Consider the following 26186-nt stretch of genomic DNA (forward strand, 5'->3'; position numbering starts at 1 on the left):
GGATGAATGCAGGAGCCGCAGACGTCCGTTGGCGCCATCAGCCGATTCAGCCAGGCAACCAGGGAATGGTTCCTGGGCGCTTTTTCCGAGCCCACGCCCGCGCAGGACGGCGCCTGGGACGCCATCTCCTCGGGCTCGCATGCTTTGGTTGTGGCGCCCACCGGCTCCGGCAAAACGCTCGCCGCGTTCCTGTGGGCCCTGGACAAACTGCACTCAACGCCCCGTGACACCTTGCCGGGACTTGAAACCCTCCCGGCCAATGGCAAGGGCCGAGCGAAGCGGCCCAAAACCAAGACGCGCGTCCTCTATATTTCTCCGCTCAAGGCGCTGGGCGTCGACGTCGAGCGGAACCTCCGCGCGCCACTAATCGGCATCACCCAGACCGCAAAACGTTTAGGGCTGCCGGCACCACTGGTGACCGTAGGTGTCCGTTCAGGAGATACGACGGCGGCAGATCGCCGAACGCTGTTAACCAACCCGCCCGACATCCTCATCACCACTCCGGAGTCACTCTTCCTGATGTTGACCTCCCGTGCCCGGGAAACGCTCAGCGAAGTGGACACCATCATCATCGATGAGGTGCACGCCGTTGCAGGTACCAAACGGGGTGCACACCTTGCCGTCTCCCTGGAGCGGCTGGATGCGTTGCTTCCCAAGCCTGCCCAGCGGATCGGGCTCTCGGCCACGGTCCAGCCCCGAGAGTTGGTGGCCCAGTTCCTGGCCGGCCAGGCTCCCGTGGAGATCGTCGCGCCCCCGTCCAAGAAGAACTGGAACCTCACGGTCACTGTTCCTGTAGAGGACATGTCGGACCTGCAGGGAGCGGCCGGTGCCTTCGACTCCGGCCCGGCATCCGGTCTGCAACCGCAGGCTTCCATCTGGCCGCATGTGGAGGAGCAGATCGTGGATCTGGTCCTGTCCAAGCAATCCACCATTGTCTTTGCGAACTCACGGCGCCTCTCCGAGCGCCTGACTGCCCGGCTGAATGAGATCTATGCCGAACGCCAGCTGATGGCGGTGGGCGGCAGCGAATGGGCAGCACCGGATGCCGGCACGGCCGTGCCTGCCTCCACAGCGACCCCGGCGCACATGATGGCACAGGCCGGCAGTACCACCGGGGCAGATCCAGTGCTGGCCCGGGCGCACCACGGCTCGGTTTCCAAAGACCAGCGCGCCATGATCGAGGACGACCTCAAGTCAGGCAGGCTCCGCTGCGTTGTGGCCACGTCGTCGCTGGAGCTTGGCATCGACATGGGCGCCGTGGACCTCGTTATCCAGGTCGAGTCGCCGCCATCTGTGGCCAGCGGATTGCAGCGCGTCGGGCGTGCCGGACACCAGGTGGGCGAGATCTCCGAGGGCGTTCTGTTTCCGAAACACCGGGCCGATCTCCTGCACACCAGCGTCACCGTGGAACGGATGCTCAGCGGGCAGATCGAGCGCCTAAGCATTCCCGCCAATCCTCTGGACATTCTGGCCCAACAAACCGTTGCTGCCACCGCTTTGGGCAGCATCGACGTGGAGGAATGGTTCAGCACGGTGCGCCGGTCAGCTCCGTTCGCGAGCCTTCCACGTTCGGCGTTTGAGGCCACACTGGACTTGTTGGCCGGGCGCTACCCCTCGGACGAATTCGCCGAACTCCGCCCCCGGATCATTTGGGACCGGCACGCGGGCACCATCGAGGGCCGCCCTGGCGCCCAACGCCTCGCGGTTACTTCCGGCGGAACCATCCCGGACCGCGGCTTGTTTGGCGTATACATCATCGGCACGGAAGTTGAGGGCTCGTCCTCCCCGGCAAGCACAGACGGCAGTGAACCCACGGCCTCCGCACGTGCCGCGAAAGGCGGCCGCCGTGTGGGTGAGCTCGACGAAGAGATGGTGTACGAGTCGCGGGTGGGAGACGTGTTCGCCCTCGGTGCCACCAGCTGGAAAATCGAGGACATTACCCACGACCGCGTGCTGGTCTCCCCTGCCTTCGGCCAGCCCGGCAAACTCCCCTTCTGGAAGGGCGATTCCCTGGGCCGCCCCGTGGACCTGGGCAAGGCGCTGGGCGCATTCATCCGGGAGCTCTCAGCAGCAGATGAGGCACCCGCCATGGAACGCTGCCAAGCCAGCGGCCTGGATGCATTCGCGGCCAGCAACCTGCTGCAGTACCTCAGGGAACAAAAAGAAGCCACGGAGATCGTCCCCAGCGACCGGACCCTGGTAGTGGAGCGGTTCCATGACGAACTTGGTGACTGGCGGGTGGTCCTCCACAGCCCCTTCGGCATGCCGGTCCACGCACCGTGGGCTCTCGCCGTCGGGCAACGCCTGCAGCAGCGCTACGGCCTGGACGGTTCGGCCATGGCTGCGGACGACGGAATCGTCTTGCGCGTCCCCATGATGGAGGACGAGCCACCCGGAGCCGAACTGTTCCTCTTTGATCCCGAAGAACTGGAGCAGATTGTCACGGCGGAAGTCGGCGGCAGCGCACTGTTCGCTTCCAGGTTCCGTGAATGCGCTGCAAGGGCACTGCTCCTCCCCCGACAGAACCCCGCGAAACGCCAGCCCTTGTGGCAGCAGCGCCAGCGCTCCGCACAGTTGCTGGATGTCGCCAAGAAATATCCCTCGTTCCCCATCGTGCTCGAAGCTGTGCGTGAGTGCTTGCAGGACGTCTACGATCTCCCGGCGCTGAAAGACATCGCGGCATCCGTGGAACGCCGGGAATTGCGGATCGTGGAAACCACCACGCAGCAGCCGTCCCCCTTCGCGAAGTCCCTGCTGTTCGGCTACGTGGCCCAGTTCCTGTACGAGGGCGACTCCCCACTGGCTGAACGCCGGGCCGCAGCCCTGGCCCTCGACTCCACCCTGCTCAACGAGCTCCTGGGCCGCGTGGAACTGCGCGAACTCCTGGACGCGGCCGTTATCGACTCCACCGAACTGGAGCTGCAGCGGCTCGCCCCGGACCGGCGGGTACGGGGAATGGAAGGCGTCGCCGACCTCCTGCGCTTGCTGGGTCCGCTCAGCATCGAGGAAGTAGCGGAAAGGCTCCAAGGGACTGAACAGGCGGAACCTGGCCTGCAGCCCAGCGCCCTGGAGCAGCCACTGGAGCCGCCCCTTGATCCGGAGGATCCTCAGCACGTTAAGGAAACCCCTCCAGCCACGCCGCACGGCAATACGTCTGACGCCGGATCCCACCTCGCTGCACTGCACAAAGCCAACCGCGCACTCAAGGTGACCATCGGCGGCGTCGAACGCTTTGCTACGGTGGAAGACGCTGCCCGGCTGCGCGACGCGATCGGGGTGCCGCTGCCCATGGGCGTTCCACTGGCGTTCATCGAGCCTGTTAACGACCCCCTGGGCGACCTCGTTTCGCGTTACGCCCGTACCCATGGCCCCTTCACTGCCGCCGAAGCCGCAGCACGGCTGGGACTTGGTGTCGCCGTCGTCAATACTGCCCTGAAGCGCCTGGCCGGGGATGGCCGGGTGGTCGAAGGCGAGTTCCGCCCGCACGCCGTCGCCGAGCAGCCCGCTGAAGACCCACATGCAGAGCTGATGACCATCGACGCTCCGCCGTCCAGCGAGTGGTGCGATGCTGAGGTCCTGAGAAAGCTCCGGCGTCGTTCACTTGCTGCGCTGCGGGCCGAAGTGGAGCCGGTGGATACGGCCGCCTACGGCCGGTTCCTCCCGGCTTGGCAGAACGTGACACCACCGGGAAAGTCACGCAGCCAGGCGCTCCGGGGACTTGATGGCATCATCACGGCCGTAGACCAGCTGTCCGGTGTGCCCATTCCCGCGTCAGCCTGGGAGCCTTTGGTGTTGGCGAGCCGGGTGGCTGACTACAAGCCGGCGATGCTCGACGAACTCATGGCCGCCGGTGAGCTCCTGTGGTCCGGGGCAGGATCCTTGCCCGGCAATGACGGTTGGATCAGCCTGCACGTGGCAGATTCAGCCGAACTGACCCTTAACCCCGACCCCGAGTTCGAACCCGGCGACGCCCAGCAGCGGCTCCTTGAGCACTTCAGCGCCGGGGGTGGCTACTTCTTCCGGCAACTCACCGAAGTAGCCGGCGGCATGGACGCTGTCCTCAGTGACGACGCCGTGGTGACAGCGTTATGGGACCTGGTGTGGGCCGGCCGGGTCACCGGCGATACGTTCGCTCCTGTGCGCGCCATGATCGCGGGCGGCAAGACAGCCCACCGTCAGGTAGCCAAAGCTCCGAGGGCAAGGGCTCCTCGAATGAGCAGGCTTGGCCGCTCCCACGGAACAGGGCTGCTGGGCTCGCCCGGCCTCACCGGCGGACGGTACGGCTCGGTGACCGGCGGCATTGCACCCGCTCCACCGTCCGCCGTGGGCCGCTGGTCCGCATTGCCCGCACCTGAACTGGACCCCACCATCCACGCACGGGGCACCGCAGAACTCCTGCTGGACCGTTACGGAGTGGTCACCCGCGGCTCGGTCATGGCGGAGAACATCATCGGCGGCTTCGGCCTCATGTACAAGGTCCTTGCCCGCTTGGAAGAGGCAGGGCGTTGCCGCCGTGGCTACTTCATCGAACATCTGGGGGCCGCCCAGTTCGCCGTCCCCGCAACGGTGGACAGGTTGCGCTCCTTCACCGAGGACGCCCGCATTGCCAAAGCCGAGCCCTACGCACTGGCCCTCGCCGCGACTGACCCCGCCAACCCTTACGGTGCCGCGCTTCCCTGGCCTGCGCTGTCCGTCGACGCCGGATCGGGGCATCGTCCGGGGCGTAAGGCGGGAGCGCTGGTAGTGATGGTCGACGGCGCCCTGGTCCTTTACGTGGAACGCGGCGGTAAGACGCTGCTCACCTTCAGCCAGGACGAGGCCGTACTGGCTGTAGCCGCGCAGGCTTTGGTTGATGTGGTGCGTCGCGGTGCCGTAGACAAGCTCTTCATGGAGAAGGTCAATGGCCACGACCTTCTGGACACCCCGATTGCTGCTGCTTTGGCATCCGCCGGGGCCTACTCCACTCCGAAAGGACTAAGGATCCGTGCCTGAAGGTGATTCCATATTTCGGGCTGCCTACCGGCTGAACGAGGCTCTGGCCGGCCAGGTCATCACGGCTTCCGACTTTCGTGTGCCCCGGTTCGCCACCCTCAACCTGGCGGGTTGGACCATGTCCGAAGTAGTGCCGAGAGGCAAGCACCTGCTCATGCGCCTGACCGGCCCTGTTGACGAAGAGCCCGGCGCCAGCAGGAAGCCCCGGGCCCTGACCATCCACTCCCACCTCAAGATGGAGGGCAACTGGATGATCTACCCGCCCGGTGGACGTTGGACAAAACCCGGCCACACGGCCCGGTGCGTGCTCCGCACACCCTCAGCTGACGCCGTCGGGTTCTCATTGGGAATCCTTGAAGTGGTTCCGACGGTGGAGGAAGACAAGATCGTAGGACACCTCGGACCTGACCTGCTCGGCCCGGACTGGGATGAAGAGGAAGCGCTCCGCAGGCTGAGGGCCGAGCCGGACGTTACGGTGGGCTTCGCCCTGTTGGACCAGCGGAAACTGGCTGGGATCGGCAACATCTACCGCTGCGAAGCCTGCTACCTTTCGGGCATCCACCCGGCCCTGCCAGTCGGAGAAGTCCCGGATCTCGCCAAAACGGTCAACGACGCCAAACGCCTTCTGGGCGAAAACCTTGGACCCGGTCGCCGGAGCACCTTGGGTCCACGCGCCATGCGCCCCGGCTACTGGGTATACGGCCGGGAGCGCCAACCGTGCAGGCGTTGCGGAGCCATGATCCGGCGTGGCCTGCTCGCGGGACCTGACGGAACCGAGGAACGGGACATCTACTTTTGCCCGCGCTGCCAACCGGCCCCATAGCTGCAACGGCCCGTTCGAAGCCGTGGCCCGGCCGGGTACGCCCCGGCCGGGCACAGCAGCAGCCGCCACGACGACGACGCACCCAACGCAAGTCCTGCCGACTACTCCAGGAAGCTCCCCAGCCGCCCCAGCAATAGTCGCCGGACCCGCGATTGCAGCGCGCCGCCGTCGGACGCTTTTTACGCCATCCGCCGCCATTTCTGGTTGGCGGAACCGGCGCAATCCCATAATTGCAGACGTGAACCATTTGCGGAGGCCCAATCTGCCACGTCCACGCATTTGTTCGCCTGCGGATTCACCAAATCTCCGGCGGCGTTCAGCACGAATTGCTGTGCCGGGTTTCCGTTGCACGTAGCCAGCTGGATACGTGCGCCGTTTGCGGTGGACCCCCACGCCACGTCCATGCATTTGCCCAGCGATCGAAATGTGCCCCCGGCAAAAGTCCATTGCTCGGAGGAGGCAGTATCGCAATCCCACAACTGGAGTTGGGAACCATCCAAGGCCTGGCGTCCGGCGACGTCGATGCATTTGCCGGCATAGCCCTGGATCCGAACGCTGGCAGCCATGGCCGGTGGTGAAGGCGCGGCCGCGAGTTCGTAAACGCGGACGTAATCCACCAACAGGGATTGCGGGAATACCGTCCCTGGGTCCGGTGCACCTGGCCAGTTGCCGCCAACAGCGAGGTTTAGAAGGAGGAAGAAATCATGGTCGAAAGCCCATGTCCCGGAAACACTGGCCGGGCTTTTTCGTGAGTAGGGAATGCCGTCCACGTACCAGGTGATGGACTCCGGGCCCCAGTCCACTGTGAAGGTGTGGAACGCGTCCCCCAGGGCTTTGCCGTTGGGCAGTGTATAGCTGGCATTGACTGCGTTGGCGCCTGAATAGCCTGGGCCGTGGATGCTTCCCCAGGCCGTTCCTGGTTCCTTTCCGATGTTCTCCATGACGTCGAGCTCGCCGCTGTTGGGCCAGCCGTCGGTGAACACGTTGTCGCCCAGCATCCAGAACGCAGGCCATATTCCCTGTCCTTTGGGCAGCTTGAGACGGGCTTCGAAGCGGCCCTGGGTCCGGCTGAATTTCCCTGCAGTCGTGAGACGAGCGGAGGTGTATTGGCACGTTCCGTAGTGGCATTGGTATCCGGCGGGATTTTCCCTGCGCGCTGTGATGGCCATGTTTCCTTGCCCATCCATGGCGGCGTTCCGCGTACTGCCGGTGTAGTACTGCAGCTCACCGTTGCCCCAGCCCCATCCTCCCGTCTCCTGAAGCCACTTGCTGTTGTCCGGAGCGGTTCCGGCCGGCCCATTGAATTCGTCGCTCCACACCAGCGCACCGGGCGCGGGCATGCCGGCGGCAGCCAGCGCCGGTGGCTCTGGCGCGATGAGTACCGCCGTGAGGGTAAGTCCCACGACGACCATGGCCATCGGTAGGAGTCTTCGCTTCATGAACGCAACTCTGACGGTCTTTTCATTCAGTGCGCAAGGCTTTTGGGCAGGACACGCAAAACGTCATTGACAGGAAATAATCAACGCGAAAGTACTTATCAATCCCGTAACGGCGACGAAATGTGGGCGGGGGAAAGTGGGATAAGGAACAGGGAACTTCCGTTCGCAACTGAATTCCTTCCCCTGAGCATCGACGATGCATGCTCCAGGCACGTCAGCCGTGTCCTCCAACTTTCGCCTAAAAGGCGACTGGACAGCCTGCCGTGCCTTTGCCTTTTCCCCAGCAGTTACCGGAGGCTAAATATGGGCATTCACAAGCAGATTTTGGTAAGGATCCTTGCGGTCCTCGTGGTCTCGTTCGGCTTGGTCTACATCAGTTGGCGCTGGTCAGGGACCGTTGCATGGGACGCGTGGTGGATTTCCCTGCCGCTCGTTGCCGCGGAGACTTACAGCCTCGGTGAGTCAGCACTGTACGCCATCACCATGTGGAACGCACGACGGCGGCCACCGCCCCCGCCTGCCCTGCCGGGCCGGACAGTCGACGTATTCATCGCCACCTACAACGAGCCGCTGGATCTTGTCCTGAAGACCGCCATCGCCGCCAGGGACATGGAGTATCCACACCAAACGTGGATCCTGGACGATGGGAACCGCAGCGCGTTCGCGAGCGCAGCACGGCAGATCGGCGTCGGATACATCACGCGCGGTCCTGAATGGGACGGCCGGCAGCGGTTCGCCAAGGCAGGGAACGTCAACAACGCCCTGTCCATGACCACGGGTGAATTCGTGGCGATCCTGGACGCGGACCAGGTCCCGGAATCCCGTTTTCTGGACCGTGTCCTTGGCTACTTTGACGCCGAGGAGGTGGCGTTCGTCCAGACGCCCCAACACTTCTGGAATGTTCCTGACCGTGATCCCCTGGGCAGCCAGGCCGAACTGTTCTATGGGCCCATTCAACAGGGCAAGGACGGTTGGGACGCGGCGTTCTTCTGCGGTTCGAATGCCGTCCTGCGCAGGGAAGCGCTCATGGCTTTGGGCCTGACGCGCTACACCCGGACCGCTACCGAGCACACGTGGAGTGCCCTGCGGAAGGGCCGCTCCCGGTTGCAGGACCTCCTGGGCGAACTCGGTCGCCGACATCCAGCTGCCATGCCCGTGGTGGAGCAAGCACTGGTGGCTCTTACCCGCGCCGAACAACAGCTTCGCCGGGGCGATGTGCTGGCGGAGATCACGTTCGAGCTCAGGGTCTCCTTCCATTCGGCTGCGCTGGCTGTCCCGGATGCCATGGACGACGTGGTGCCGGAGCTCGATGCTGTCCTGGAATCAGTGGATGTTGCGCACACCGACCAGGCCCTGGCCATCCACCCAATGGACACCACCACCATCACGGAGGACATGGCAACGGCAATGCACCTTCACGCGATGGGTTGGGGCAGCGTCTACCATCACGAGATCCTTGTCCACGGTCTTGCCCCGGAAGACGTATCCACCATGTTGTCCCAACGGCATCGTTGGGCGGCCGGCACCATGCAGGTGTTCTTCAATGACAACCCGCTGTTCCTGCGTGGGTTGACCCTTGCGCAGCGCCTCATGTACCTGGGCACCATGACCAGCTACCTCAACGGCTTCGCGGCCTTGAGCTACATCGCCGCGCCGGTGGTGTTCCTTGTCGCCGGCACGTATCCCCTCACGGCAAGTCCGGTGGTGTTCTTCTGCCTGTTCCTGCCGTTCTTCGTCTCATGCCAGCTTTTGTTCCAGGTTGCAGGCAGCGGGTCCCGAGGTCTGTGGCGCGGCCAGCAGTGGTCCTTCGCGCTGTTTCCCACATGGATCGCCGCCACCTGTTCGGGCGCTGCGGCGGTCTTCCTGGGTAAGCACCTGACGTTCTCCGTTACGGCCAAGAGCAAGCAGGCGGGCGGACGTGGCTTCCAGCATGTCCGGCTCCAACTGGTGGCCATGGCTGTCCTGCTTCTCTCTTCCGGGATCGGCATAGCCCGCGCAGCTGCTGGTGAGGCACCGCTTTACCCCACGCTCATTACCCTTGCCTGGGTGGTACTCGACCTTGCCCTGCTCAGCGTGGTCATCGGTGCTGCCCGATACCAGGGACCAGGAGACGAGCTGGTGGATCCCATGCCCACATCCGGCAGTCCCGCCATCAAATCCGATACAGATTCACTCACCCCGCCGCCAAGCAGGCGCTGACCCGATACCTACCTATAACGCCGTTCCAACCCCCAGCCAGGAGCGACCATCATGTCCACACTTTCCCGTGTTTCAAACACCACGCCCACCCCACTGACATCCTTCGACCTGACCCTCGTCGGGGCTTTGAACGCAGCAACCGTCCTCACCATCCGGCAGGACTCCGCCCGTGCCGCCGGCGACGGACCCATCCTGGTCCTGCTGGACGTGACTGCAGTGACCAGCATTGGCGCTTCCGGCGTCGTCGGCCTTATGGAGGTACTGCACCTCTTGCGTGCCCGCGGCGGAGATTTGCGGCTTTTCGGCAGCTCCTCGGCGGTCGAAACCACCCGCCTTCAAGCCCATCTGGGGCAAGTCGCCCGCATTTACGAAACCCGGGAGGAAGCCGTCGACGGCGGCCGGACACTGGTGCGCGCACGCCACCTCACACCCAGGCCTGGTTTGCGCGGCCTCTTTGCCCGCAGGCATCGCACCTTGGGTTGGGGCTGAGATGGCCCGGACAACCACGTCCGTGCAACGCCCGTCACGGCAGAAACCTGCTCCCCCCGCCTTCGCCGGCCACCCGGACCGCAAACGGAGGCGGGCAAGCTTGGTGGTTCCTTTCCTGGTGACAGCACTGGCGGCTACAGGGCTGGGTTTCGCCTCCAAGGAGGTGGTCCCGATCGTCCAGGCGTTGTCACTTTGCAAGGCCGGTGATGCGGCGTCGATCATCCCCAAGGATGGCGTCCTCCTTGGGGTGAACCTGGACTGGGACTCCGAGACCCTGGCCGAGCACAAGGCCAATTTGGGGCACAATCCCGCGGTGGTGGTGCAGTTCTCAGACATCCCCTACGACGACGAAACGTGGTCGCACACCACCAACGCCGTCACGCAGGTCCGGGCAACCGGCGGGGTGCTTCTCCTGACCCTCGAGCCGCACGGCGGCCTGGCGACCATGAGCGATGAAGTGATCGACAAGTTGGCCACCGACTTACGTGCCATCAATGATCAAGGGACGACCGTCGTCGTACGTTTTGCCCATGAGATGAACGGTTCCTGGTATTCGTGGGGCCAGCAACCCATCCGCTACGTGGAGGTTTTCCGGAAGGTGGCGGCGGCGGTCCATACCCGGGCACCGGGCACATCCATGATGTGGGCGCCGAACTACGGGGGCGGCTACCCGTTTACTGGTGGACAATACGCCGCGCGTCCGGGAACACCCGACTTCGCGGCCCTCGATACCGACCACGACGGCACCCTCACCATGGCCGATGACACGTACGCGCCCTACTACCCCGGGGATGACGCCGTGGACTGGGTGGGCGTGTCGCTTTACCACTGGGGCAACCAGCGCCCTTGGGGCAACAACGATATTGCTGAGCCCGGCAAGTTCCTGGCCATGCTCACGGGAACGTACAGCGGCACAGCCGGCAACGACAGTCCCGTGCCCGATTTCTACCAGGTGTACGGCGTGGACCATAACCGGCCAGTGGCCATTCCGGAGACCGCCGCGATCTTCACGCCGGCCCGCAGCGGGGCCTCGGAGTTGGACGTGAAGCGTGCGTGGTGGCAACAGGTCTTCTCCGCCGAAACCCACCAAAAGTATCCGCAATTGAAAATGATCAACTGGTTCGAGTGGAAGAAGTACGAAATCGAGATCAACGACGACGTCGACTGGAGGAGCGCTGGATCGCCCGCCATCCGCGACGCGCTGGCTCAGGACCTGCCGGATTGGTTGCGGTACGGCGAGGATTTGGAGGCGTGCCGCTAGGCCGCAGGCGGGCCATCTTCCTCAGGCCCGTGGGAGTGGCCCGCCTGCCCCGTCAGCAAATCCAGTGGACTCCCGTGGGACGATTTTGAAGCCGGATTTCACGGTTTTGGGTGCTGCTTTTACGTCCTTCTCCTGGATCCGGTTCACCAGGAGAGCCACCGCCGTCTCGGCGATCTCCTCCCTGCCGGGATCGACGCTCGTCAGGGACGGCAGGGAAAAACGGCCTTCATCAAGGTTGTCGAACCCGATCACGGCGACGTCGTCGGGAACCCGGAGACCGTCCTGCGCCAGGGCCCGCAGCGCACCCAGGGCGAGAGTGTCATTGAGGGCGAACACGGCGTCGAACTCCACTTGGCTTTCACGGAGCCGTCGTATTGCGGCCACCCCTGTTTCCCGGAGCCAGGTCCCGCCCCTGACCACAAGCCGCGGATCGATTCCAATGCCGGCACGTTCGAGTGCCGTCCGATACCCGCGCTCGCGCAGGTTTGCCGAACTCGCTTCGTCAGCCGGTTGTTCCGGCGCACCAATCAGCGCGATTTTCGTCCGGCCAATATCCAACAAATGTTCCACAGCCGCCCTAGCAGAGGACGTGTTGTGCATGGTCACGTGGTCCGTTGGCCCGCCGAAAATCCGTTCCCCCAGGAGGACCAAGGGGTCACTTCCGGTGAGGACGTCCACGTCTTGCTGGCCAATGGCCGCGGGACTGAAAAGCAGGCCGTCGATGAACCGCATTTGGCCGCCTGAGAGCGTGGCAATCTCCAGCTCACGGTCCCCGTTGGTCTGCTCAATGACCACCCGCAGGCCCCGCCTGGCAGCAGCGCGGATCACTGAATCAGCCAGCTCGGCAAAGTACGTCTCTCGAAGGGAAGGAACAGCCAGGCCGATCACCCCTGTCTTGCCCGAACGGAGTCCACGGGCCGAGAGATTGGGCCGGTACCCCATTTCATCGACGAGGCGCCGGACCCTGAGCCGGGTTTCCGGTCCAACCTTTGGATTGTCGTTGAGCACATTTGACACCGTCTTGATGGAGACTCCTGCCGCCCGCGCGACGTCATGAATCGTCGGATTCACATTCATCCGCGTCCTTCCCACCCCGCAGCATCTCCGACTGGGGCACTGCCTAGATCATAGCTCCGACGCACTTTCCGTTAATTCCTTGACGGTCCATTGTGACCCGCCTTAGCATGAGGTTCAACGTTGTACCCACCCAGTGATCTCCCCGTGAAATCAAGCGTGCTGCCGCCAGGCAGTCCTGGGGTGGCGGAACCTCACCCCAAGCCGCCCGCCCTGCCTGTGTTTTGCATATAGGTACAACGTTGTACATACGACGCGACCATGGCGGTGCTGGCAATTCCTGGTCAAAGAACATCGATACGAAGGAGTATGCAATGCCGAAGAAACGTCTAAGGGCTGCGGCCGCGATTGCTGCGTCAGTCGTGGCCCTTGCCGGCTGCTCGGGCGGAGGAAGTACTTCGACGAACACCGAAGTTCCCACCGACAAACCCGTCACGCTCACGGTGTGGAGCTGGGATGGAACCGTCAAGGAGGCAGTCGCAGGATTCGAGAAGCTTCATCCGAACATCACGGTCAACGTGGTTAACGCAGGCTCGTCCACCGATGAGTACACGGCCCTGGACAATGCCATCCAGGCAGGATCAGGCGTGCCGGACATCGCGATGTTCGAGTACTTCTCGCTCCCCCTGTTCGCCATCCCCGGAAAACTCACTGATCTCTCGGAATTCGGGGCCAAGGATATCGCTTCCGACTACGTCCAGGCAGCGTGGGGCAACGTGACGATCGACGGCAAGCCCTATGGACTTCCTTCGGACTATGGTCCCGCGGCAATGTTCTACAACCAGTCAGTGCTGGCCCAGGCCGGAGTCACCGCACCGCCGGCCACGTGGGACGAGTTCTACCAGGCCGCCAAGAAGGTCCGCGCCCTGGGCGGCGACCACTACATCACGAATGATTCCGCCGACATCTTTGTGCTCCTGTCCTTGATGTGGGAGGGCGGGGGCCGGCCGTTCAAGGTCGACGGCACTGACGTCACCATCGACTTCAAGGACGCCGGAAGCAGCCGCGCCGTTGCTTTCTGGCAGAAGCTCCTCGACGAAGACCTCGTGAACACAAAGATCACCAACTGGTCGGACGACTGGAACCGCGGTCTGAATGAGGGAACACTTGCCACTCAGCTCATCGGCGGCTGGTTTACTTCGACGCTTCCGGAGCGGGCACCGAACGCAGCAGGAAACTTCCGTGTGGCGCCGCTCCCCCAGTGGGAAGCCGGCCAAACGTCCGGCGCCGAAAACGGCGGCAGCGCCATGGCTATTCCAGCAGCAGCCCAGAACAAGGCCGCCGCATACGCGTTCCTCGAATACTTCACCCACGGCGACGGCCTCCAGTCCCGGATTGATGCAGGGGCCTTTGTTCCGAACCTCTCGAACCTCAACAACGAGAAATTCCTGAGCGCCACGAATCCTTTCTTCGGCGACCAGAAATACAACCAGGTCCTCGCAGATGCATCCAAGAACGTCGCAACGGGCTGGCAGTACCCGCCGTTCTTCGGTTGGGCCCGCACGAGCTACGAAGACGTATCCGCTCCCCTGTATGACAGCCGGCAGGGCACGCTCGCAGATGTCCTGGAGACGTGGAAACAGCGCAGCATCGAGTACGGCAACGCCCAAGGATTCTCGGTCCGTTAGTGGTCTCCGGTGCCGCGCAGTGGTTACTGCGCGGCACCGGACTTATCCCGTTACACCAGATGAAACATGAAAGCAGGGCCCCCATGAGCCGACAGCTGCTCACAAACCAAACATCGGTTTCAGACGTTGTAGCCGATCACCAAACCCTCCGAAAGCCAAAACGCCGGAACGTCGGCTTGGCGTTCATCGCACCTTTCAGCGTCTTGTTCCTCTTTGTCTTCATTGTCCCGATTGGCTACTCGGCCTACATCAGCATGTTCCAGAACAAACTGATTGGCGGGAAAGTCTTTATTTGGTTCGACAACTACATCAAGCTGTTCCAGGACAGCCAGTTCTACGATGGCGTGGTGCGGGTGGTGCTTTTCACCGCCATCCAGGTCCCCATCATGCTGTTCAGTGCCATCGCCCTGGCGCTGGCCATCGATTCCCTACGGCTGCACGGTTCACGATTTTTCCGCATCATCGTGTTCCTTCCTTACGCCATTCCCGCGATCGTCTCCACTTTGATGTGGGGCTTCATGCTGGGTATCCGGTACGGGCTCATCGGAAGCCTCAACAAGGCCGCCGGTACCTCGTTCAATCCTTTCGCGCCGGAAACCACCATGATTTCCATCGGCGTGATGGTGACCTGGGGTTTCACCGGCTACAACATGCTGATTTTCTACGCAGCCCTCCGGGCGGTACCCCGGGAACTCTATGAGGCAGCAGCCATCGACGGCGCCACGGAGTTCCAGATAGTCCGGCACATCAAGCTCCCGGCCTTGCGCAGTTCCCTCATCGTCACGATCATTTTCTCGATCATCGGAACTTTCCAGCTGTTCAACGAACCCAACATTCTCACCACTTTGGTTTCCAACAGCGGAATCACGTCCTTCTACACACCGAACATGTACGCCTACAGCCTTGCCTTCACCGGCTCCCAACAGGGATATGCAGCGGCACTTGCCCTGGTCATGGCCGTCTTCACCATTGCCATTGCGTACGCAGTTCAAATAAAGGGAATGAAGAATGCCTTCAACAAGTAGCCCCACAACGTCCGCACGCAGGGCGGCCAAACCGGCCCCGATGCTTTCCCTGGAGCGCCCCCGCAAGCTGTATACCTTGGCGAACCCCCGGAAGAGCCTGACGCTGACGCTCGTGACAGGGCTGTTCGCGTTGTACTGCATTGTTCCCATGGCGTGGTTGGTCATCAATGCGACCAAATCCCAGCAGGACTTTGTTTCTTCCTTCGGGCTTGGGTTTGGCGCCCGCTTCGCATTGTGGGACAACGTGGTCCAGGTCTTCACGTTCCAGGACGGCATCTTCTCGCGCTGGCTCCTGAACACCGTCCTGTACGTGGTGGTTGGTGCCGTAGTGTCCACCTTCCTGGCAGCGTTGGGCGGTTACGCGCTGGCCAAGCACGATTTCGTGGGCAGGCGTGCTTTCCTCCTGATCGTGCTCGGATCCATTTCCGTTCCAGGCATCGCCCTTGCCATTCCCCAGTTCCTGCTCTTCGCCCAGCTGGGGATTACCAATACGCCGTGGGCGGTCCTCATTCCGTCGTTCATCAATCCTTTCGGCCTCTACCTCATGTGGGTGTTTTCCGATCAGGCTGTGCCCACGGGGTTGTTAGAGGCCGCCCGGATCGATGGTGCCGGAGAGTTGCGCATCTTCCTGCGGATTGCTTTCCCCCTGCTGGCCCCGGCCACAGTGACGGTGTTGCTGTTTTCCTTCGTGTCGATCTGGAACAACTACTTCCTGCCCCTGATCATGTTGAAGGACCCGGCCTGGTATCCACTCACCATCGGAATCAACCAGTGGAACAAGCTCGGCTCCACCGCCGGGAACGGCGAGTTGATCCAGAACCTGGTGATCACCGGCTCCCTGCTCATGATCATTCCGCTGATCGTCGCGTTCCTCAGCCTTCAACGCTACTGGCAGTCCGGCCTGTCGATGGGTGCCATCAAGGACTAGGCTCAGGCAGCCTCCGCGGCCTCCACGGCTTCCGTGGGGGCCGTTGCCTTTGTCTGTTCGGGCACCATGAACTTGGGCAGCAGCACCTGCACGATCGGGCCGATGGCGAGGGCGTAGACCACCGTGGCCACCCCCACGGAGCCGCCCAGCAGGACGCCGACCACAAGGACCACTACCTCGATTCCGGTGCGGACCAGCCGCACGGACCAGCCCGTGCGGCTGACCAGGCCTGTCATGAGGCCATCACGCGCGCCGGGGCCCAACCGGGCTCCGATGTAGCAAGCGGAGGCGATGCCGTTGAGGAGCACGGCACCGGCCAAGAGTGCGATTTGTCCGCCGAGGTGCGAGAACTCCGGGATGAGCCAGAGCCCAAGATCGGCGAAGAGGCCCACCAGGATGGCGTTCGCGATGGTGCCGACACCGGGCATCTGCCGGAGCGGGATCCAGAGCAGGAGTACCAGGAAGCTGACAGCGATGACCACTACGCCAATGCTGAATCCGGTCTTCACGGCGAGGCCTTGATGGAAAACGTCCCAGGGGTCCAAGCCCAGGCCGGCCCGGATGAACATGGCCAGGGAAATTCCGTACATTGCCAGGCCGATCAGGAGTTGCGTGATTCTGCGGGTCATCATGGTGTACATCCTCCAGGAGAACTGGCCTTGTATTCCATAGCCAGTTTGGAATACTGGTCTTATGTCCCCGTCATTGAATCCCACCGCGCTCCTTCGCCTCCTGGGGCAGTGGAACACCGGCGCCCTGCCCGCCTACCGTGAGCTTGCCGACGTCGTACGGCTGCTGGTGATGGACGGCCGCATCCCGCTGGACGTCGCGCTGCCCAGCGAACGGGCCCTCGCCCAGTCGCTGGGCGTCAGCCGAACGACAGTGACGGCGGCGTATGCGGCCCTTCGGGAACAAGGGTTCCTCACCGCGGGCCAAGGCAGCCGGGGCCGGACCTGCATTCCCCACCGCTCGACACCGGCGAGCATGCCTGGGCTGGCGGCACCGGAGGGGCTCCTGGACCTGGCCTACGCATCCTTGCCCGCAGCGGGCGAAGCAGTACACCGGGCCTTCGCCGACGCCCTCACCGAACTGCCCGCCCTGCTGCCGGGGTTCGGCTACGACGCCATGGGCGTGGCAGCCCTGCGGGAAGCGGTCGCCGACAAGTACACGGCGGAGGGCGTGCCCACAACCGGCGGCCAGATCCTTGTCACTTCCGGGGCGCAGCATGCCCTCAACATCGTGGTGCGCACCCTGGCGGGCAAGCAGGACCGGGTCATGGTTGAGCACCCGACATACCCCAACGCGCTGGACGCCATCCGTGCGGCAGGATGCAGGATTTTGCCGGTCGCGTTACCGGCGGGCACCTCACCTGCCTGGGACATCGATGCGATGGTGGCAGCCATGAGCCAGCAACGGCCCGCGATGGCTTATCTGGTGCCGGACTTCCATAACCCGACCGGGCGCATCATGTCCGATCTGCAGCGGCGGCGCCTGGCCCGCGCGGCCGCAGCCGCGGGAACCGTACTGGTGGTGGATGAGACGTTGCGCGGCTTGAATCTCGACGGCGTCCGAACCGCTCCGATGTCGGCGTTCAGTCCTGCTGTGGTGTCCATCGGTTCGCTGAGCAAGTCCCACTGGGCGGGCCTGCGGACGGGCTGGATACGCGCGGACGAGGCCCTGATCCCGAGACTCCTGGCGACCAGAACGGTGATGGACCTGGGCGGACCGGTGGTGGAACAGCTCGCTGCGGCACGGCTGATCCGGTCATTCTCTGAGCCGCTGGATGCCCGCCTTGTGGAGCTCCGCCATAACCGGGAATCCTTGATGCACCTGCTGGAGGAGCACCTGCCGGAGTGGGAAGTGGAGGCAGCAAAGGGCGGCTTGACGCTCTGGTGCCGGCTGCCAAGCCCATGCAGTACGGCCCTGACGGTGCTGGCACCCGATTTTGGCGTGAGGCTGGCTGCCGGTCCTCGCTTCGGCGTCGGCGGCGCCTTCGAGCACTACCTGCGAGTCCCGTTCACCTTGCCCCCCGGGCAACTGGAGATTGCCGTCCGGGCCCTCCGTGCCGCACAGGACAAGCTCGATACTTCCCCGCAATTGCGCCGGACCCTCAAACCCGAGCGACCCGCCGCCGTCGCCTAAGCGCCCGCGCGCCGCCCAACCCCCGCGCGCCACCCGACTGGGTCGCACTTCAGGTCGTTTTGAGCGCTCAAAACGACCTGTACTGCTACTTAGTTGGGTGGGAAGCGGCCCCTGCACCCATCCGCTGCTTTGCCGTGTTGGTGCCCGGCCCGACGGGAACCTGCGAGGTAGCCTTGGCGAGCCCGAACAGCGGCATGCCGTTGTACACCACCTCAATGCCCGACGCCGGCACCTGGTACGTCTCGTGCCAGACGCCCACGTCTCCGCTGCCCGCGATCTCCTTCATGAATTTCCGCCACGGTCCCAGGTGCGGTGAATCCCGGTCCGCAGCGAAGCGCCTCAGGTGCTCCGGGCTTTCCCAGTAGCTCAGGATGATGGTGGTGCGCCCGAACCACTGCTCGCTCCCGAGCAGCCCGGCGTCCGGGTTGGCGGCCAGGTGTTCCATCATGGCGGGCATGGCCGATGCCACCTTGGCCAACCGGCCAATCTTCCACCACCTGTTGGCCCGCATGCCGATGAGAAAGACGGTCACTTCGCTGCGCCCGATGTCCGCGGTGAAGCGGCCCGGGAAGATCTTCTGTGCCATGCCAGTCCTTCGATAGTGGAATCCCGACTTCGGTTTCCGATTTCATAACAGCGTTATGAAACGATGTTATGAAACAATGGAAGGCATGGCAAGACCCATCGTCCACGATCACCTGGTCCAGCAAAAACTCCTGGCAGTCACCGCCGAGCTCGTAGACCGGGACGGCCCCTCCCGGGTTACCCTGCGCGACGTCGCCGCGGCGGCAGGAACGTCGACGTCGGCCATCTACTCGCTCTTCGGCGGCAAGGCCCAGCTGCTGACCGCCGCCATCGATGACGGCTTCCGATCCTTTGGCGAATCCCAGCGGGAAGCGGCTCCCGGCGGACTGCTGGCCCTTGGCCGGGCGTACCGCGCCTGGGCGCTGGAACACCCGGCGTTGTACCGGCTCATGTTCGGCGGCGCGCTGGCCGCGTATGTTGACTGCAGCCCGACGCCGGACGTCGCCTCGGACTCGATGCTCCCCCTGCTTGAGGCGGTCACCGCCGCGCAGGCCGCCGGGCGGCTCCGGGCCGAAGATCCGTCAGTGGTGGCACTGGCCATCTGGGGCCAGGTCCACGGATTGGTGGGCCTGGAGCTCGCACAGATGAACCACCCGGACACCGCCTGGCCCGGAATCTACGAGGCAGCCCTGGACTCGGTGGCCCGAGCCTGGGCTGCCTGACACCCGGGCAGACTACGCGTATACCTTCTCCAGGAAGGCGCCCCAGGCTTTTGCGGTCAGCTCGGAATCGCCGGAACCGCCGAAGTCGTGCACGGTCATTCCCACCGGGGCGCCAAAAACGTTCCGGCCAAAGAACCGGTACATGGCCTCGGCGGTGCGCAGGCCGAGGAAGTTCTCATCGGAGAAGTCAACCTCCCCGCTCAGCCACCCAACGCCGTCGAGCTCCAGGTCAACAATGGTCCCGGCAGCCGCGCCGTCCACCCCCAAGGCCTTCTTGAGCTGCACGAATCCGTCCGGCGTCTGCGACGAACCAGGACCCTGGATGTCAGTGAAGACCACGGGCCGGCCATCGAAGTACTGCAGGTACTGGCCCAGGGTGTGGAGGTAGAAGCGGGTGTGCTTGCTGGCGCCGTCGTACTGTTCGTCCCAGTTGTCGGCGAAGATCCCGCTGTGGACGTAGTGCAACTTGGCGCGTCCACCTTCCACCGGTTCCAGGACGTGCTCGAGCTGGTTGAACCAGCCATCGGGCCCCTCCATCCGGGACACCAGGTGAGCAGGGTACTCTTCCACGGTCTTCACCGCGGGCCACTGATCCGTGGGGAACATCCAAGCCGCAGTATCGGCGGTCACGGCGTTCCATACGCGCTCCGGCGTGGCGGGCAGTTCGGTGTCCGCCACGATTTCGAAATTCCGGTTCTCAGTCATTGCTTTGGTCCTTGTCTGCTGGTTTTTCCGTTGAGGTTTCAGGTTGCGATGGGGTTTTCAGTGCGGGGTGAAGGACGACGACGAGCCGGTGCTTGCGTCCGCCGCCCGCCACGGCGGCTGAACCGCCGTCGTGGTACTTATCCACCAGGCGCGTCACCGCCACCCCCAGTTCCTCCGCGAACGCTGCACGGTCCGCAGCGGAGCGGAAGGTGATCTCGCCGTCGATTGCGAAGCTGGCCAGCTTCTTCTTCGCCAAGGCCGCCCCGGAGATGAGCCTGCCCATCTCCTGGACGGTGCGGGAGGCGAGCGCCAAGAGCCAGAAGGCCGAAAAACGGTCGGAGAAACGCTTCGGATCCGGCGCTACGGAGGCCAGGGCCGTCGGCGAGATCAGATAGGACGCCGCCGTCGCGCGCAGGACCCGCTCGGTGACGTTGCCTTTGCGCCGCTCCTCCACGAGCTCCACCAGACCGTGCCGCTCCAGGGCTTTGAGGTGGTAGTTCACCTTCTGCCGGGGCAGCCCCACTTTGCCTGCCAGCTGGGTGGCCGAGGCCGGCTCCACGAGCTCCTGGAGGATGCGCGTCCGGATGGGATCCAGGGAGGCTTCTGCCGCCGCCGGGTCCTCAATCACTTCGATGTCCAACATGCACTCAGTATGCCTACCGACAACTTTTCTTGTCAAGAACTTTTTTGTGTTCGGAAGGGCCTGCCGGCACCGCCCGGTAGAATTGTCCAGTGATGCAATCCCCCCTCCCCGTGCGCGACGGCGTGAACGCGACCCGCCTGCGACTCCCGGACGAGGGCCCATGGGTCACCGCAATGGACTACATGATGCATCGCTGGGGACACATCGATCCCCAAGGCATCGAGGACCGCTTCGACGCCGGCGAGATCGTGGGCGAGGGCGGCGTGCCCCTCACGCGCAGCACCAAGCTGGAGGACCACACCTTCATCTGGTACTACCGCACCCTTCCGCCGGAGACCCGCCTCCCCGTGGAAATCAGCATCCTCCACCAGGACGAACACATCCTCGTGGTGGACAAACCACACTTCCTCCCCACCACTCCCGGCGGCACCTACATCCAGGAATCCGCCCTGGTCCGGCTCCGCAACCTCCTGGATCTCCCCGACCTCATCCCCATGCATCGCCTGGACCGCATGACCGCCGGACTCCTGCTGCTCTCCACCAACCCGGAGACGCGCGGCAAGTACCAGGTGCTCTTCGAAAAGCGCCAGGTCCAGAAGGAATACGAGTGCGTGTCCGCCGCGGCGCCGGCCGCCGGCTATCCCGCCGTCGAGTTTCCCGTGGTGGTCCGCAACCGCATGACAAAGTCCCGCAGCTACCTCCTTGCCGAGGTCATCGACGGCGAACCGAACGCCGAGACGCGCATAGAGCAGCTAAGGACGTTCGACGCCGGTACCCACCGCCGCGCGCTGTACCGGCTGGAACCGCACACCGGCAAGACCCACCAATTGCGGGTGCACATGGCCTCGCTCGGCCTCGGAATCGTCAACGACTCCTTCTACCCGGAGCTGTTGGACAAAGCACCGGACGACTACAGCAAGCCGCTTCAACTCCTGGCGCGCGGAATCACGTTCGTGGATCCGATCACCCGGCAACCCGTGCAATATCGCAGCCAACTGGAACTCAGCGAAGCCCACCCCTCCTAAGCAACGCGGGGTCAGATATGGCCCATTTTTGGCCTCAACATGGGCCAAAAGTGACCCCGCGTTGCGTCAGGAGCCAAACACGGACCGGAAGACCGCCGTCGTATCCTCCGAAAACAGCACGAATTCCACCAGCTCCAGCGGGCTGTCCGCCGTACCGCCGGCAGCCGGTGACGACGCGAACCGCTCGACGACGTCGAACGCCACTTCCGCAACCTGGCGCGCATCCCAACCGTAAATGCCGGCACTGACGGCAGGGAAAGCAACGGACCGGGCGCCCAAACCGGCGGCAACGGTCAAACTTTCCCGGAAACAGGACCCAAGCAGCTCCGGGTCCGTTTCCCCGGCATGCCGGTTCGGTCCCACAGTATGGATCACCCACCGCCCCGGGAGCCTGAAACCCGGCGTCGCGACGGCGGCCCCCACCGGCAACCCGGCCGGCAGCTGGGTGCGCCGCAGCTCGCGGCACGCCTCAAGGAGATCCGGACCGGCAGCCCTGTGGATGGCACCATCCACTCCCCCTCCACCGAGCAGCGAGGAATTGGCTGCATTGACGATTGCGTCCACCGAACGCGTGGTGATGTCCCCCTGCAGGATGTCGATGCGCATGCCCACAGTCTCGCTCCCGAGCGGCGGACGCAGCAAGTGCGGTACCTTGTGCGCATGGACTTCACCGCCCCGGAGACATGGGGATCCGCAATCTATCTGTGGATCGTCCCCATCGTGCTGGGCGATGCCATTTTTCCGCCGATCCCCTCGGAGATGGTGGTCATCACCGGCGGCGCGCTGGCAGCGGACGGGCATGCCAACTTTTGGCTGATCCTCTTCCTTGCCGCGTTCGCTTCGTGGCTCGGTGACATGGCAGTGTTCATGCTGTTCAAGCGGCGGATCAGCCACGTCCTGGACCGCTGGTCGTGGGGCCGCCGCATCCACCGCGGAATCCACGAGGCCATCGCCAAAGCGGGCCGTTCATCCACCTACGGCACCATCATCAGCGCGCGCTTCATCCCCGGCGGGCGGCTCGCGACATCTGCTGCAGCAGGGATCGCCAATGTTTCAGTCCGTGGATTCGGCCTCTGCGCAAGCCTGGGCGGGGTGCTGTGGGCAGTATGGCAGGTCGGGTTGGGCTACTTCACCGGGTCCACCACCAAACTGCCGTTCTGGGCCAGCTCGCTCATCGGTGTGGGCGTGGGCTTGGTCATCGGCGTGGTGGTGGGCCTGATCGTCACACGGAAGCGCGGAACCCGCTCCCCCGTGGACGAACCGTTCGACGCCGATGCGCCAGGCAACGCCGCCCAGCCCGAAGAAGGCGCTTAGCCCTAAACGGGCGACCAACGGCCGCGGTTGCGGCGAAGCACGTAAAGGCTGCCCGTCACCGCTACACGCTCGACGGCGTCACGCATCATGGCGGCCGACGTCCGGGCTTCGTCGTTCTCACCCGGGTAGTCACGGGCCTCCACCATGAAGCGAAGGCTGAGCTGCGGGACGCCGCCAACAATGTCCAGCTGGTTGGCTTCCACGTGATGGCGGGTTTCCAGGGCCTCCACCGCGGCTGCCATCACGGACTCCGGGGCATTGCCCGGTTTGAGGCCGGTGATCTTCAATTTCGTCTGGAACGATGGCATCCCACCACCTTAACGCTCCTGCAGATCCCCCACCCTTAAACGGATCCCTCCCTCACTAGGTGAGGGAGGGATCCGAAATATCCCATGGGATGTGGAGGAGGGTTTACTAGCCGGTGTTGCGGAGGCCGGCAGCTACGCCATTGACCGTAATGAGCATGGCCCGCTGGAGCCGCTCATCGATCTCCTTGCCCGACACCGACTCTTCGCGCACGCGTCGAAGAAGTTCCACCTGCAGGTAGCTGATCGGGTCCAGGTATTGGTCCCGGATCTCCAGGGAGCGCTTGAGCGTAGGCTGCGCGTCAAGCAACTCGATCTCGCCGGTGAGCCTTTCCACTTCGGCCACCGTGAGCTCGTACTCGTCACGGATCATGTGGAACAAGCGGTGCAGTTCCTCGGGCACCAGCGACGAAACGTAGTGGCCCGCGATTTCCATGTCCGTCTTGGCGAGGGTCATTTCCACATTGGAGATGACCGAGCGGAAGAAGTGCCAGCGGTCCATCATTTCACCGAGCTGTCCGGTGTTTCCGGCCTCCCGGGCAGCTTTCAGGCCTGAACCCACACCGAACCAGCCGGGGACGATCTGGCGGGACTGCGTCCAGCCGAACACCCAGGGAATGGCGCGGAGCCCACCAAGTCCCGCGCCGGAGTCCGGACGCTTCGACGGGCGCGAGCCGATGTTCAGGGAGCCCAACTGCTCAACTGGGGTGGACGCCAGGAAGTAGGCGGGAAGGTCGGGATCGTCAATGAGCTTGCGGTACCTGGCGAACGCGGCGTCCGAAATGGTCTCCATGACATTGGCGTAGCGCTCGCGCTGATCTTCCGAGGTGCGTGGAGTGCGGTGCAGTGCCGAGCCCTGCATGACGGCGGCCAAGGACAGTTCCAGGTTTTCACGCGCCAACTCAGGGAGGGAGTACTTGTCCGAGATGACCTCGCCCTGCTCGGTGAACTTGATTTCGCCTTCAAGTACGCCGTTCGGCTGCGCCATGATGGCGTCGTACGTGGGTCCGCCACCGCGGCCCACGGAACCACCCCTGCCGTGGAACAAGCGCACGCGCACGCCGTGCTTGGCCGCAACGTCGCGCAGCTTTCGCTGGGTCTTGTGGATTTCCCACTGGCTGGTCATCACGCCGGACTCCTTGTTGGAATCGGAGTAGCCGAGCATGACTTCCTGGATGTCTCCGCGGAGGCGGACCAGCTCGCGGTAGGACGGGTCGGACAACAGCTGGTCAACAATTTCCGCGGAGGCACGCAGTTCTTCCACGGTCTCCAAGAGCGGAGCAAAACCGATCTTGGCGTGGGGCTTGGCGCCGAAGAGGTCGATCAAACCGGCCTCCCGGGCAAGGACTGCAGCGGCCAGGACGTCATCTGCACCGCGGGTCATGGAGATGATGTAGGTTTCCACCACGTCCGGGCCATAGGTGTGAAGTGCCTGGCGGATGCTCCGGAAGACGTCATAGGTGCCGTCGGCTGTGCCTTCAAGCTTGATCGGGTGGCCGGAGAGGGGCCGGCGCGATGCAAGCTCGGCACCGAGGAACTCGAACCGCTCTTCACGCGTCAGTTCGGCATACGGCTTTTCGGTGCCGAGCCTGTCCACAAGCTGCCCGACGGCGTCATGGTGGTAGTCGGCGTGCTCACGGATATCGAGCGTGGCCAGGTGCAGGCCGAAAGCAGCGAGCGCCCGGCGGACCCTGGCCAAGGCACCATCTGCCACCAGCGCGGCAGAGTGGTTCCGCAGGGAGTCCTCCAGCAAACCGAATTCTGCGAGCAGTTCAGAGGTAGTAGCGTAATCGCGGCCGGGCTCGTGGTAAGTGGAGCCGGAAACCCTGCGGCCTGTGTTGATCAGCTTCGCTTTGATGCAGGTCAGCTTGAGCCTGTAGGGCTCCTGGGCGTTCAGTTCGAGGATGCGCTTGTCCAGGCCAGGCAGGTTCTTCAGGTCCTCATCGATGGAATCCAGCAGCTTCTGGTCGGCGCCGAAAAGGGCCGTGGAGTTGGACAGGACAGAGATGAGCTCATCGATCAATGCAATACTGATCCGGACGGCATTCTGGTTTTGGAGCTGAAGGATTTCACGGGTCACGGCCGCCGTAACGTTCGGGTTGCCGTCGCGGTCCCCGCCGATCCAGGAACCAAAGCGGAGCGGAGCAGCCGCGGCGGGCAGCTTGACCCCGTGCTCCTCCAGGAGCTCGGAGAGATCGGTCAGCATCTCGGGCATGGCGTCCGTGAGGATGCTGTTCAGGTAATAGATGGCGTTGCGGGCTTCATCCACCGGAGTCGGGCGGACCTTGCGAAGCTCATCCGTCTGCCACATCTGATCGATGATTTCGGCAAGCTGGCGGTCCTGGCGACGCCTCGCCGATGTTCCCTCGGCCGTGGGCTCAGCCAGGACATCGGAAAGCTTCCGGATCTTGTCCAGGACCGAACGCCGTGAGGCCTCCGTGGGGTGCGCCGTGAAGATGGGCCGCACATCGAGTTCGTTGATCACGTCCTGGAGGACTTGCGGTCCAGCCTGCCCGGCGATCTCGGAAACTGCCTTGGCCAGCCAGCCGTCCTTTTCCTGGCGGGTGCGGAGTCCACGGACGCGGTGGACTTGCTCGGCCGCGTTGCTGAGGTGGAAATAGAACGCAAAGGCGCGGACCAGATCCGTCGCCTGGTCCAGTGGCAGGGAGGCGAGCAGCTCGCGCACCTGCGCTACGACGTCGTGCGCGCTCCAAGGGCCGGTAGCATCAGCGCCGCCCCGCGCGGCTTCCTTCGATTCCTTGGTCAGCAGGCGCACCTGCTCCACAAGCTGCAGCAGCTCCGGGCCGTGCTGCCGGACCAGCGACTCTCCCAGGAGGGTGGAGACGCGGCGTACGTCAGCCCGCAGTTCTGCAGCGAGATCGGTGTCTTGATGGGCAGTGTGAACCATGGATGCATACCTTCGGGGATCAGGTTTGGCCCGTACACT

General features: G+C 63.9%; 21 protein-coding genes. 12 read left to right on the forward strand and 9 right to left on the reverse strand.

Annotation, left to right across the window (positions count from 1 at the left end; all coding sequences use genetic code 11):
• Nucleotides 1-6: 6 nt before the first annotated feature.
• Nucleotides 7-4992 carry a DEAD/DEAH box helicase gene (locus AB0N72_RS13430; protein ID WP_363930871.1) on the forward strand — a complete coding sequence of 1662 codons (4986 nt, stop codon included), beginning with the start codon at nucleotides 7-9 and terminating at the stop codon, nucleotides 4990-4992.
• Nucleotides 4985-5815: a DNA-formamidopyrimidine glycosylase family protein gene (locus AB0N72_RS13435; RefSeq protein ID WP_363930872.1), complete on the forward strand. Its 831-nt coding sequence runs from the start codon at nucleotides 4985-4987 to the stop codon at nucleotides 5813-5815. The genes AB0N72_RS13430 and AB0N72_RS13435 overlap by 8 nt, the downstream gene beginning before the upstream one ends.
• A 179-nt stretch (nucleotides 5816-5994) precedes the next feature.
• Here AB0N72_RS13435 and AB0N72_RS13440 read toward each other — a convergent pair whose 3' ends face one another.
• Nucleotides 5995-7233 (reverse strand): family 16 glycosylhydrolase, encoded by a 1239-nt coding sequence (locus tag AB0N72_RS13440; protein ID WP_363930873.1) that lies wholly within the window; start codon nucleotides 7231-7233, stop codon nucleotides 5995-5997.
• Nucleotides 7234-7557: 324 nt separating this feature from the next.
• Here AB0N72_RS13440 and AB0N72_RS13445 point away from each other — a divergent pair, with 324 nt between their 5' ends.
• The 3 genes from AB0N72_RS13445 to AB0N72_RS13455 all read left to right on the forward strand — a co-directional run bounded on the left by AB0N72_RS13445 (nucleotide 7558) and on the right by AB0N72_RS13455 (nucleotide 11203).
• The gene (locus AB0N72_RS13445) at nucleotides 7558-9453 is read left to right on the forward strand and encodes a glycosyltransferase (protein WP_363930874.1); all 1896 of its coding nucleotides are present in this window, start codon (nucleotides 7558-7560) and stop codon (nucleotides 9451-9453) included.
• A 51-nt stretch (nucleotides 9454-9504) separates the two neighbouring features.
• The gene (locus AB0N72_RS13450) at nucleotides 9505-9942 is read left to right on the forward strand and encodes an STAS domain-containing protein (protein ID WP_363930875.1); all 438 of its coding nucleotides are present in this window, start codon (nucleotides 9505-9507) and stop codon (nucleotides 9940-9942) included.
• A gap of 103 nt (nucleotides 9943-10045) precedes the next feature.
• Nucleotides 10046-11203: a glycosyl hydrolase gene (locus AB0N72_RS13455; RefSeq protein ID WP_363931238.1), complete on the forward strand. Its 1158-nt coding sequence runs from the start codon at nucleotides 10046-10048 to the stop codon at nucleotides 11201-11203.
• Between the two features lie 21 nt (nucleotides 11204-11224).
• On the opposite strand, the gene AB0N72_RS13460 is transcribed toward AB0N72_RS13455, so the two are convergent.
• On the reverse strand, nucleotides 11225-12280 hold the full coding sequence (locus AB0N72_RS13460) for a LacI family DNA-binding transcriptional regulator (RefSeq protein ID WP_363930876.1): 1056 nt from the start codon (nucleotides 12278-12280) through the stop codon (nucleotides 11225-11227).
• Between the two features lie 311 nt (nucleotides 12281-12591).
• On the opposite strand from AB0N72_RS13460, the gene AB0N72_RS13465 reads away from it, so the two are divergent.
• The 3 genes from AB0N72_RS13465 to AB0N72_RS13475 all read left to right on the forward strand — a co-directional run bounded on the left by AB0N72_RS13465 (nucleotide 12592) and on the right by AB0N72_RS13475 (nucleotide 15858).
• Nucleotides 12592-13905: a sugar ABC transporter substrate-binding protein gene (locus AB0N72_RS13465; RefSeq protein WP_363930877.1), complete on the forward strand. Its 1314-nt coding sequence runs from the start codon at nucleotides 12592-12594 to the stop codon at nucleotides 13903-13905.
• A gap of 83 nt (nucleotides 13906-13988) precedes the next feature.
• Nucleotides 13989-14930 (forward strand): sugar ABC transporter permease, encoded by a 942-nt coding sequence (locus AB0N72_RS13470; protein WP_363930878.1) that lies wholly within the window; start codon nucleotides 13989-13991, stop codon nucleotides 14928-14930.
• Between the two features lie 40 nt (nucleotides 14931-14970).
• Nucleotides 14971-15858: a carbohydrate ABC transporter permease gene (locus AB0N72_RS13475; protein WP_363931239.1), complete on the forward strand. Its 888-nt coding sequence runs from the start codon at nucleotides 14971-14973 to the stop codon at nucleotides 15856-15858.
• Nucleotides 15859-15860: 2 nt separating this feature from the next.
• On the opposite strand, the gene AB0N72_RS13480 is transcribed toward AB0N72_RS13475, so the two are convergent.
• On the reverse strand, nucleotides 15861-16490 hold the full coding sequence (locus AB0N72_RS13480) for a hypothetical protein (RefSeq protein WP_363930879.1): 630 nt from the start codon (nucleotides 16488-16490) through the stop codon (nucleotides 15861-15863).
• A gap of 61 nt (nucleotides 16491-16551) precedes the next feature.
• Between AB0N72_RS13480 and AB0N72_RS13485 the strand changes: the two genes are divergently transcribed.
• Nucleotides 16552-18000 carry a PLP-dependent aminotransferase family protein gene (locus AB0N72_RS13485; RefSeq protein ID WP_363930880.1) on the forward strand — a complete coding sequence of 483 codons (1449 nt, stop codon included), beginning with the start codon at nucleotides 16552-16554 and terminating at the stop codon, nucleotides 17998-18000.
• An 85-nt stretch (nucleotides 18001-18085) separates the two neighbouring features.
• Here the strand turns inward: AB0N72_RS13485 and AB0N72_RS13490 are convergent, their stop codons facing one another.
• Nucleotides 18086-18586 carry a DUF4188 domain-containing protein gene (locus tag AB0N72_RS13490; protein WP_363930881.1) on the reverse strand — a complete coding sequence of 167 codons (501 nt, stop codon included), beginning with the start codon at nucleotides 18584-18586 and terminating at the stop codon, nucleotides 18086-18088.
• 85 nt (nucleotides 18587-18671) lie between these two features.
• On the opposite strand from AB0N72_RS13490, the gene AB0N72_RS13495 reads away from it, so the two are divergent.
• Nucleotides 18672-19247, forward strand: a complete 576-nt coding sequence (locus AB0N72_RS13495) for a TetR/AcrR family transcriptional regulator (RefSeq protein ID WP_363930882.1) — start codon at nucleotides 18672-18674, stop codon at nucleotides 19245-19247.
• 12 nt (nucleotides 19248-19259) lie between these two features.
• Here AB0N72_RS13495 and AB0N72_RS13500 read toward each other — a convergent pair whose 3' ends face one another.
• Nucleotides 19260-19952: an SRPBCC domain-containing protein gene (locus tag AB0N72_RS13500; RefSeq protein ID WP_363930883.1), complete on the reverse strand. Its 693-nt coding sequence runs from the start codon at nucleotides 19950-19952 to the stop codon at nucleotides 19260-19262.
• The gene (locus AB0N72_RS13505) at nucleotides 19945-20595 is read right to left on the reverse strand and encodes a helix-turn-helix domain-containing protein (RefSeq protein ID WP_363930884.1); all 651 of its coding nucleotides are present in this window, start codon (nucleotides 20593-20595) and stop codon (nucleotides 19945-19947) included. Before AB0N72_RS13505 ends, AB0N72_RS13500 begins: the two co-directional genes overlap by 8 nt.
• A gap of 92 nt (nucleotides 20596-20687) precedes the next feature.
• Here AB0N72_RS13505 and AB0N72_RS13510 point away from each other — a divergent pair, with 92 nt between their 5' ends.
• Complete coding sequence (locus AB0N72_RS13510) at nucleotides 20688-21620, forward strand: RluA family pseudouridine synthase (RefSeq protein ID WP_363931240.1); 933 nt, start codon at nucleotides 20688-20690, stop codon at nucleotides 21618-21620.
• 66 nt (nucleotides 21621-21686) lie between these two features.
• On the opposite strand, the gene AB0N72_RS13515 is transcribed toward AB0N72_RS13510, so the two are convergent.
• Nucleotides 21687-22226, reverse strand: coding sequence for an O-acetyl-ADP-ribose deacetylase (locus AB0N72_RS13515; RefSeq protein ID WP_363930885.1), 540 nt, complete (start codon nucleotides 22224-22226; stop codon nucleotides 21687-21689).
• Between the two features lie 54 nt (nucleotides 22227-22280).
• On the opposite strand from AB0N72_RS13515, the gene AB0N72_RS13520 reads away from it, so the two are divergent.
• Nucleotides 22281-22934, forward strand: coding sequence for a VTT domain-containing protein (locus AB0N72_RS13520; RefSeq protein ID WP_363930886.1), 654 nt, complete (start codon nucleotides 22281-22283; stop codon nucleotides 22932-22934).
• A 2-nt stretch (nucleotides 22935-22936) separates the two neighbouring features.
• Here the strand turns inward: AB0N72_RS13520 and AB0N72_RS13525 are convergent, their stop codons facing one another.
• Both AB0N72_RS13525 and ppc read right to left on the reverse strand, forming a co-directional pair.
• Nucleotides 22937-23242: a hypothetical protein gene (locus AB0N72_RS13525; protein WP_363930887.1), complete on the reverse strand. Its 306-nt coding sequence runs from the start codon at nucleotides 23240-23242 to the stop codon at nucleotides 22937-22939.
• A gap of 106 nt (nucleotides 23243-23348) precedes the next feature.
• Nucleotides 23349-26147: a phosphoenolpyruvate carboxylase gene (gene ppc, locus AB0N72_RS13530; protein ID WP_363930888.1), complete on the reverse strand. Its 2799-nt coding sequence runs from the start codon at nucleotides 26145-26147 to the stop codon at nucleotides 23349-23351.
• Between the last annotated feature and the right edge of the window lie 39 nt (nucleotides 26148-26186).

Source organism: Paenarthrobacter sp. NPDC089307 (assembly GCF_040685055.1).
Classification (GTDB): domain Bacteria; phylum Actinomycetota; class Actinomycetes; order Actinomycetales; family Micrococcaceae; genus Arthrobacter.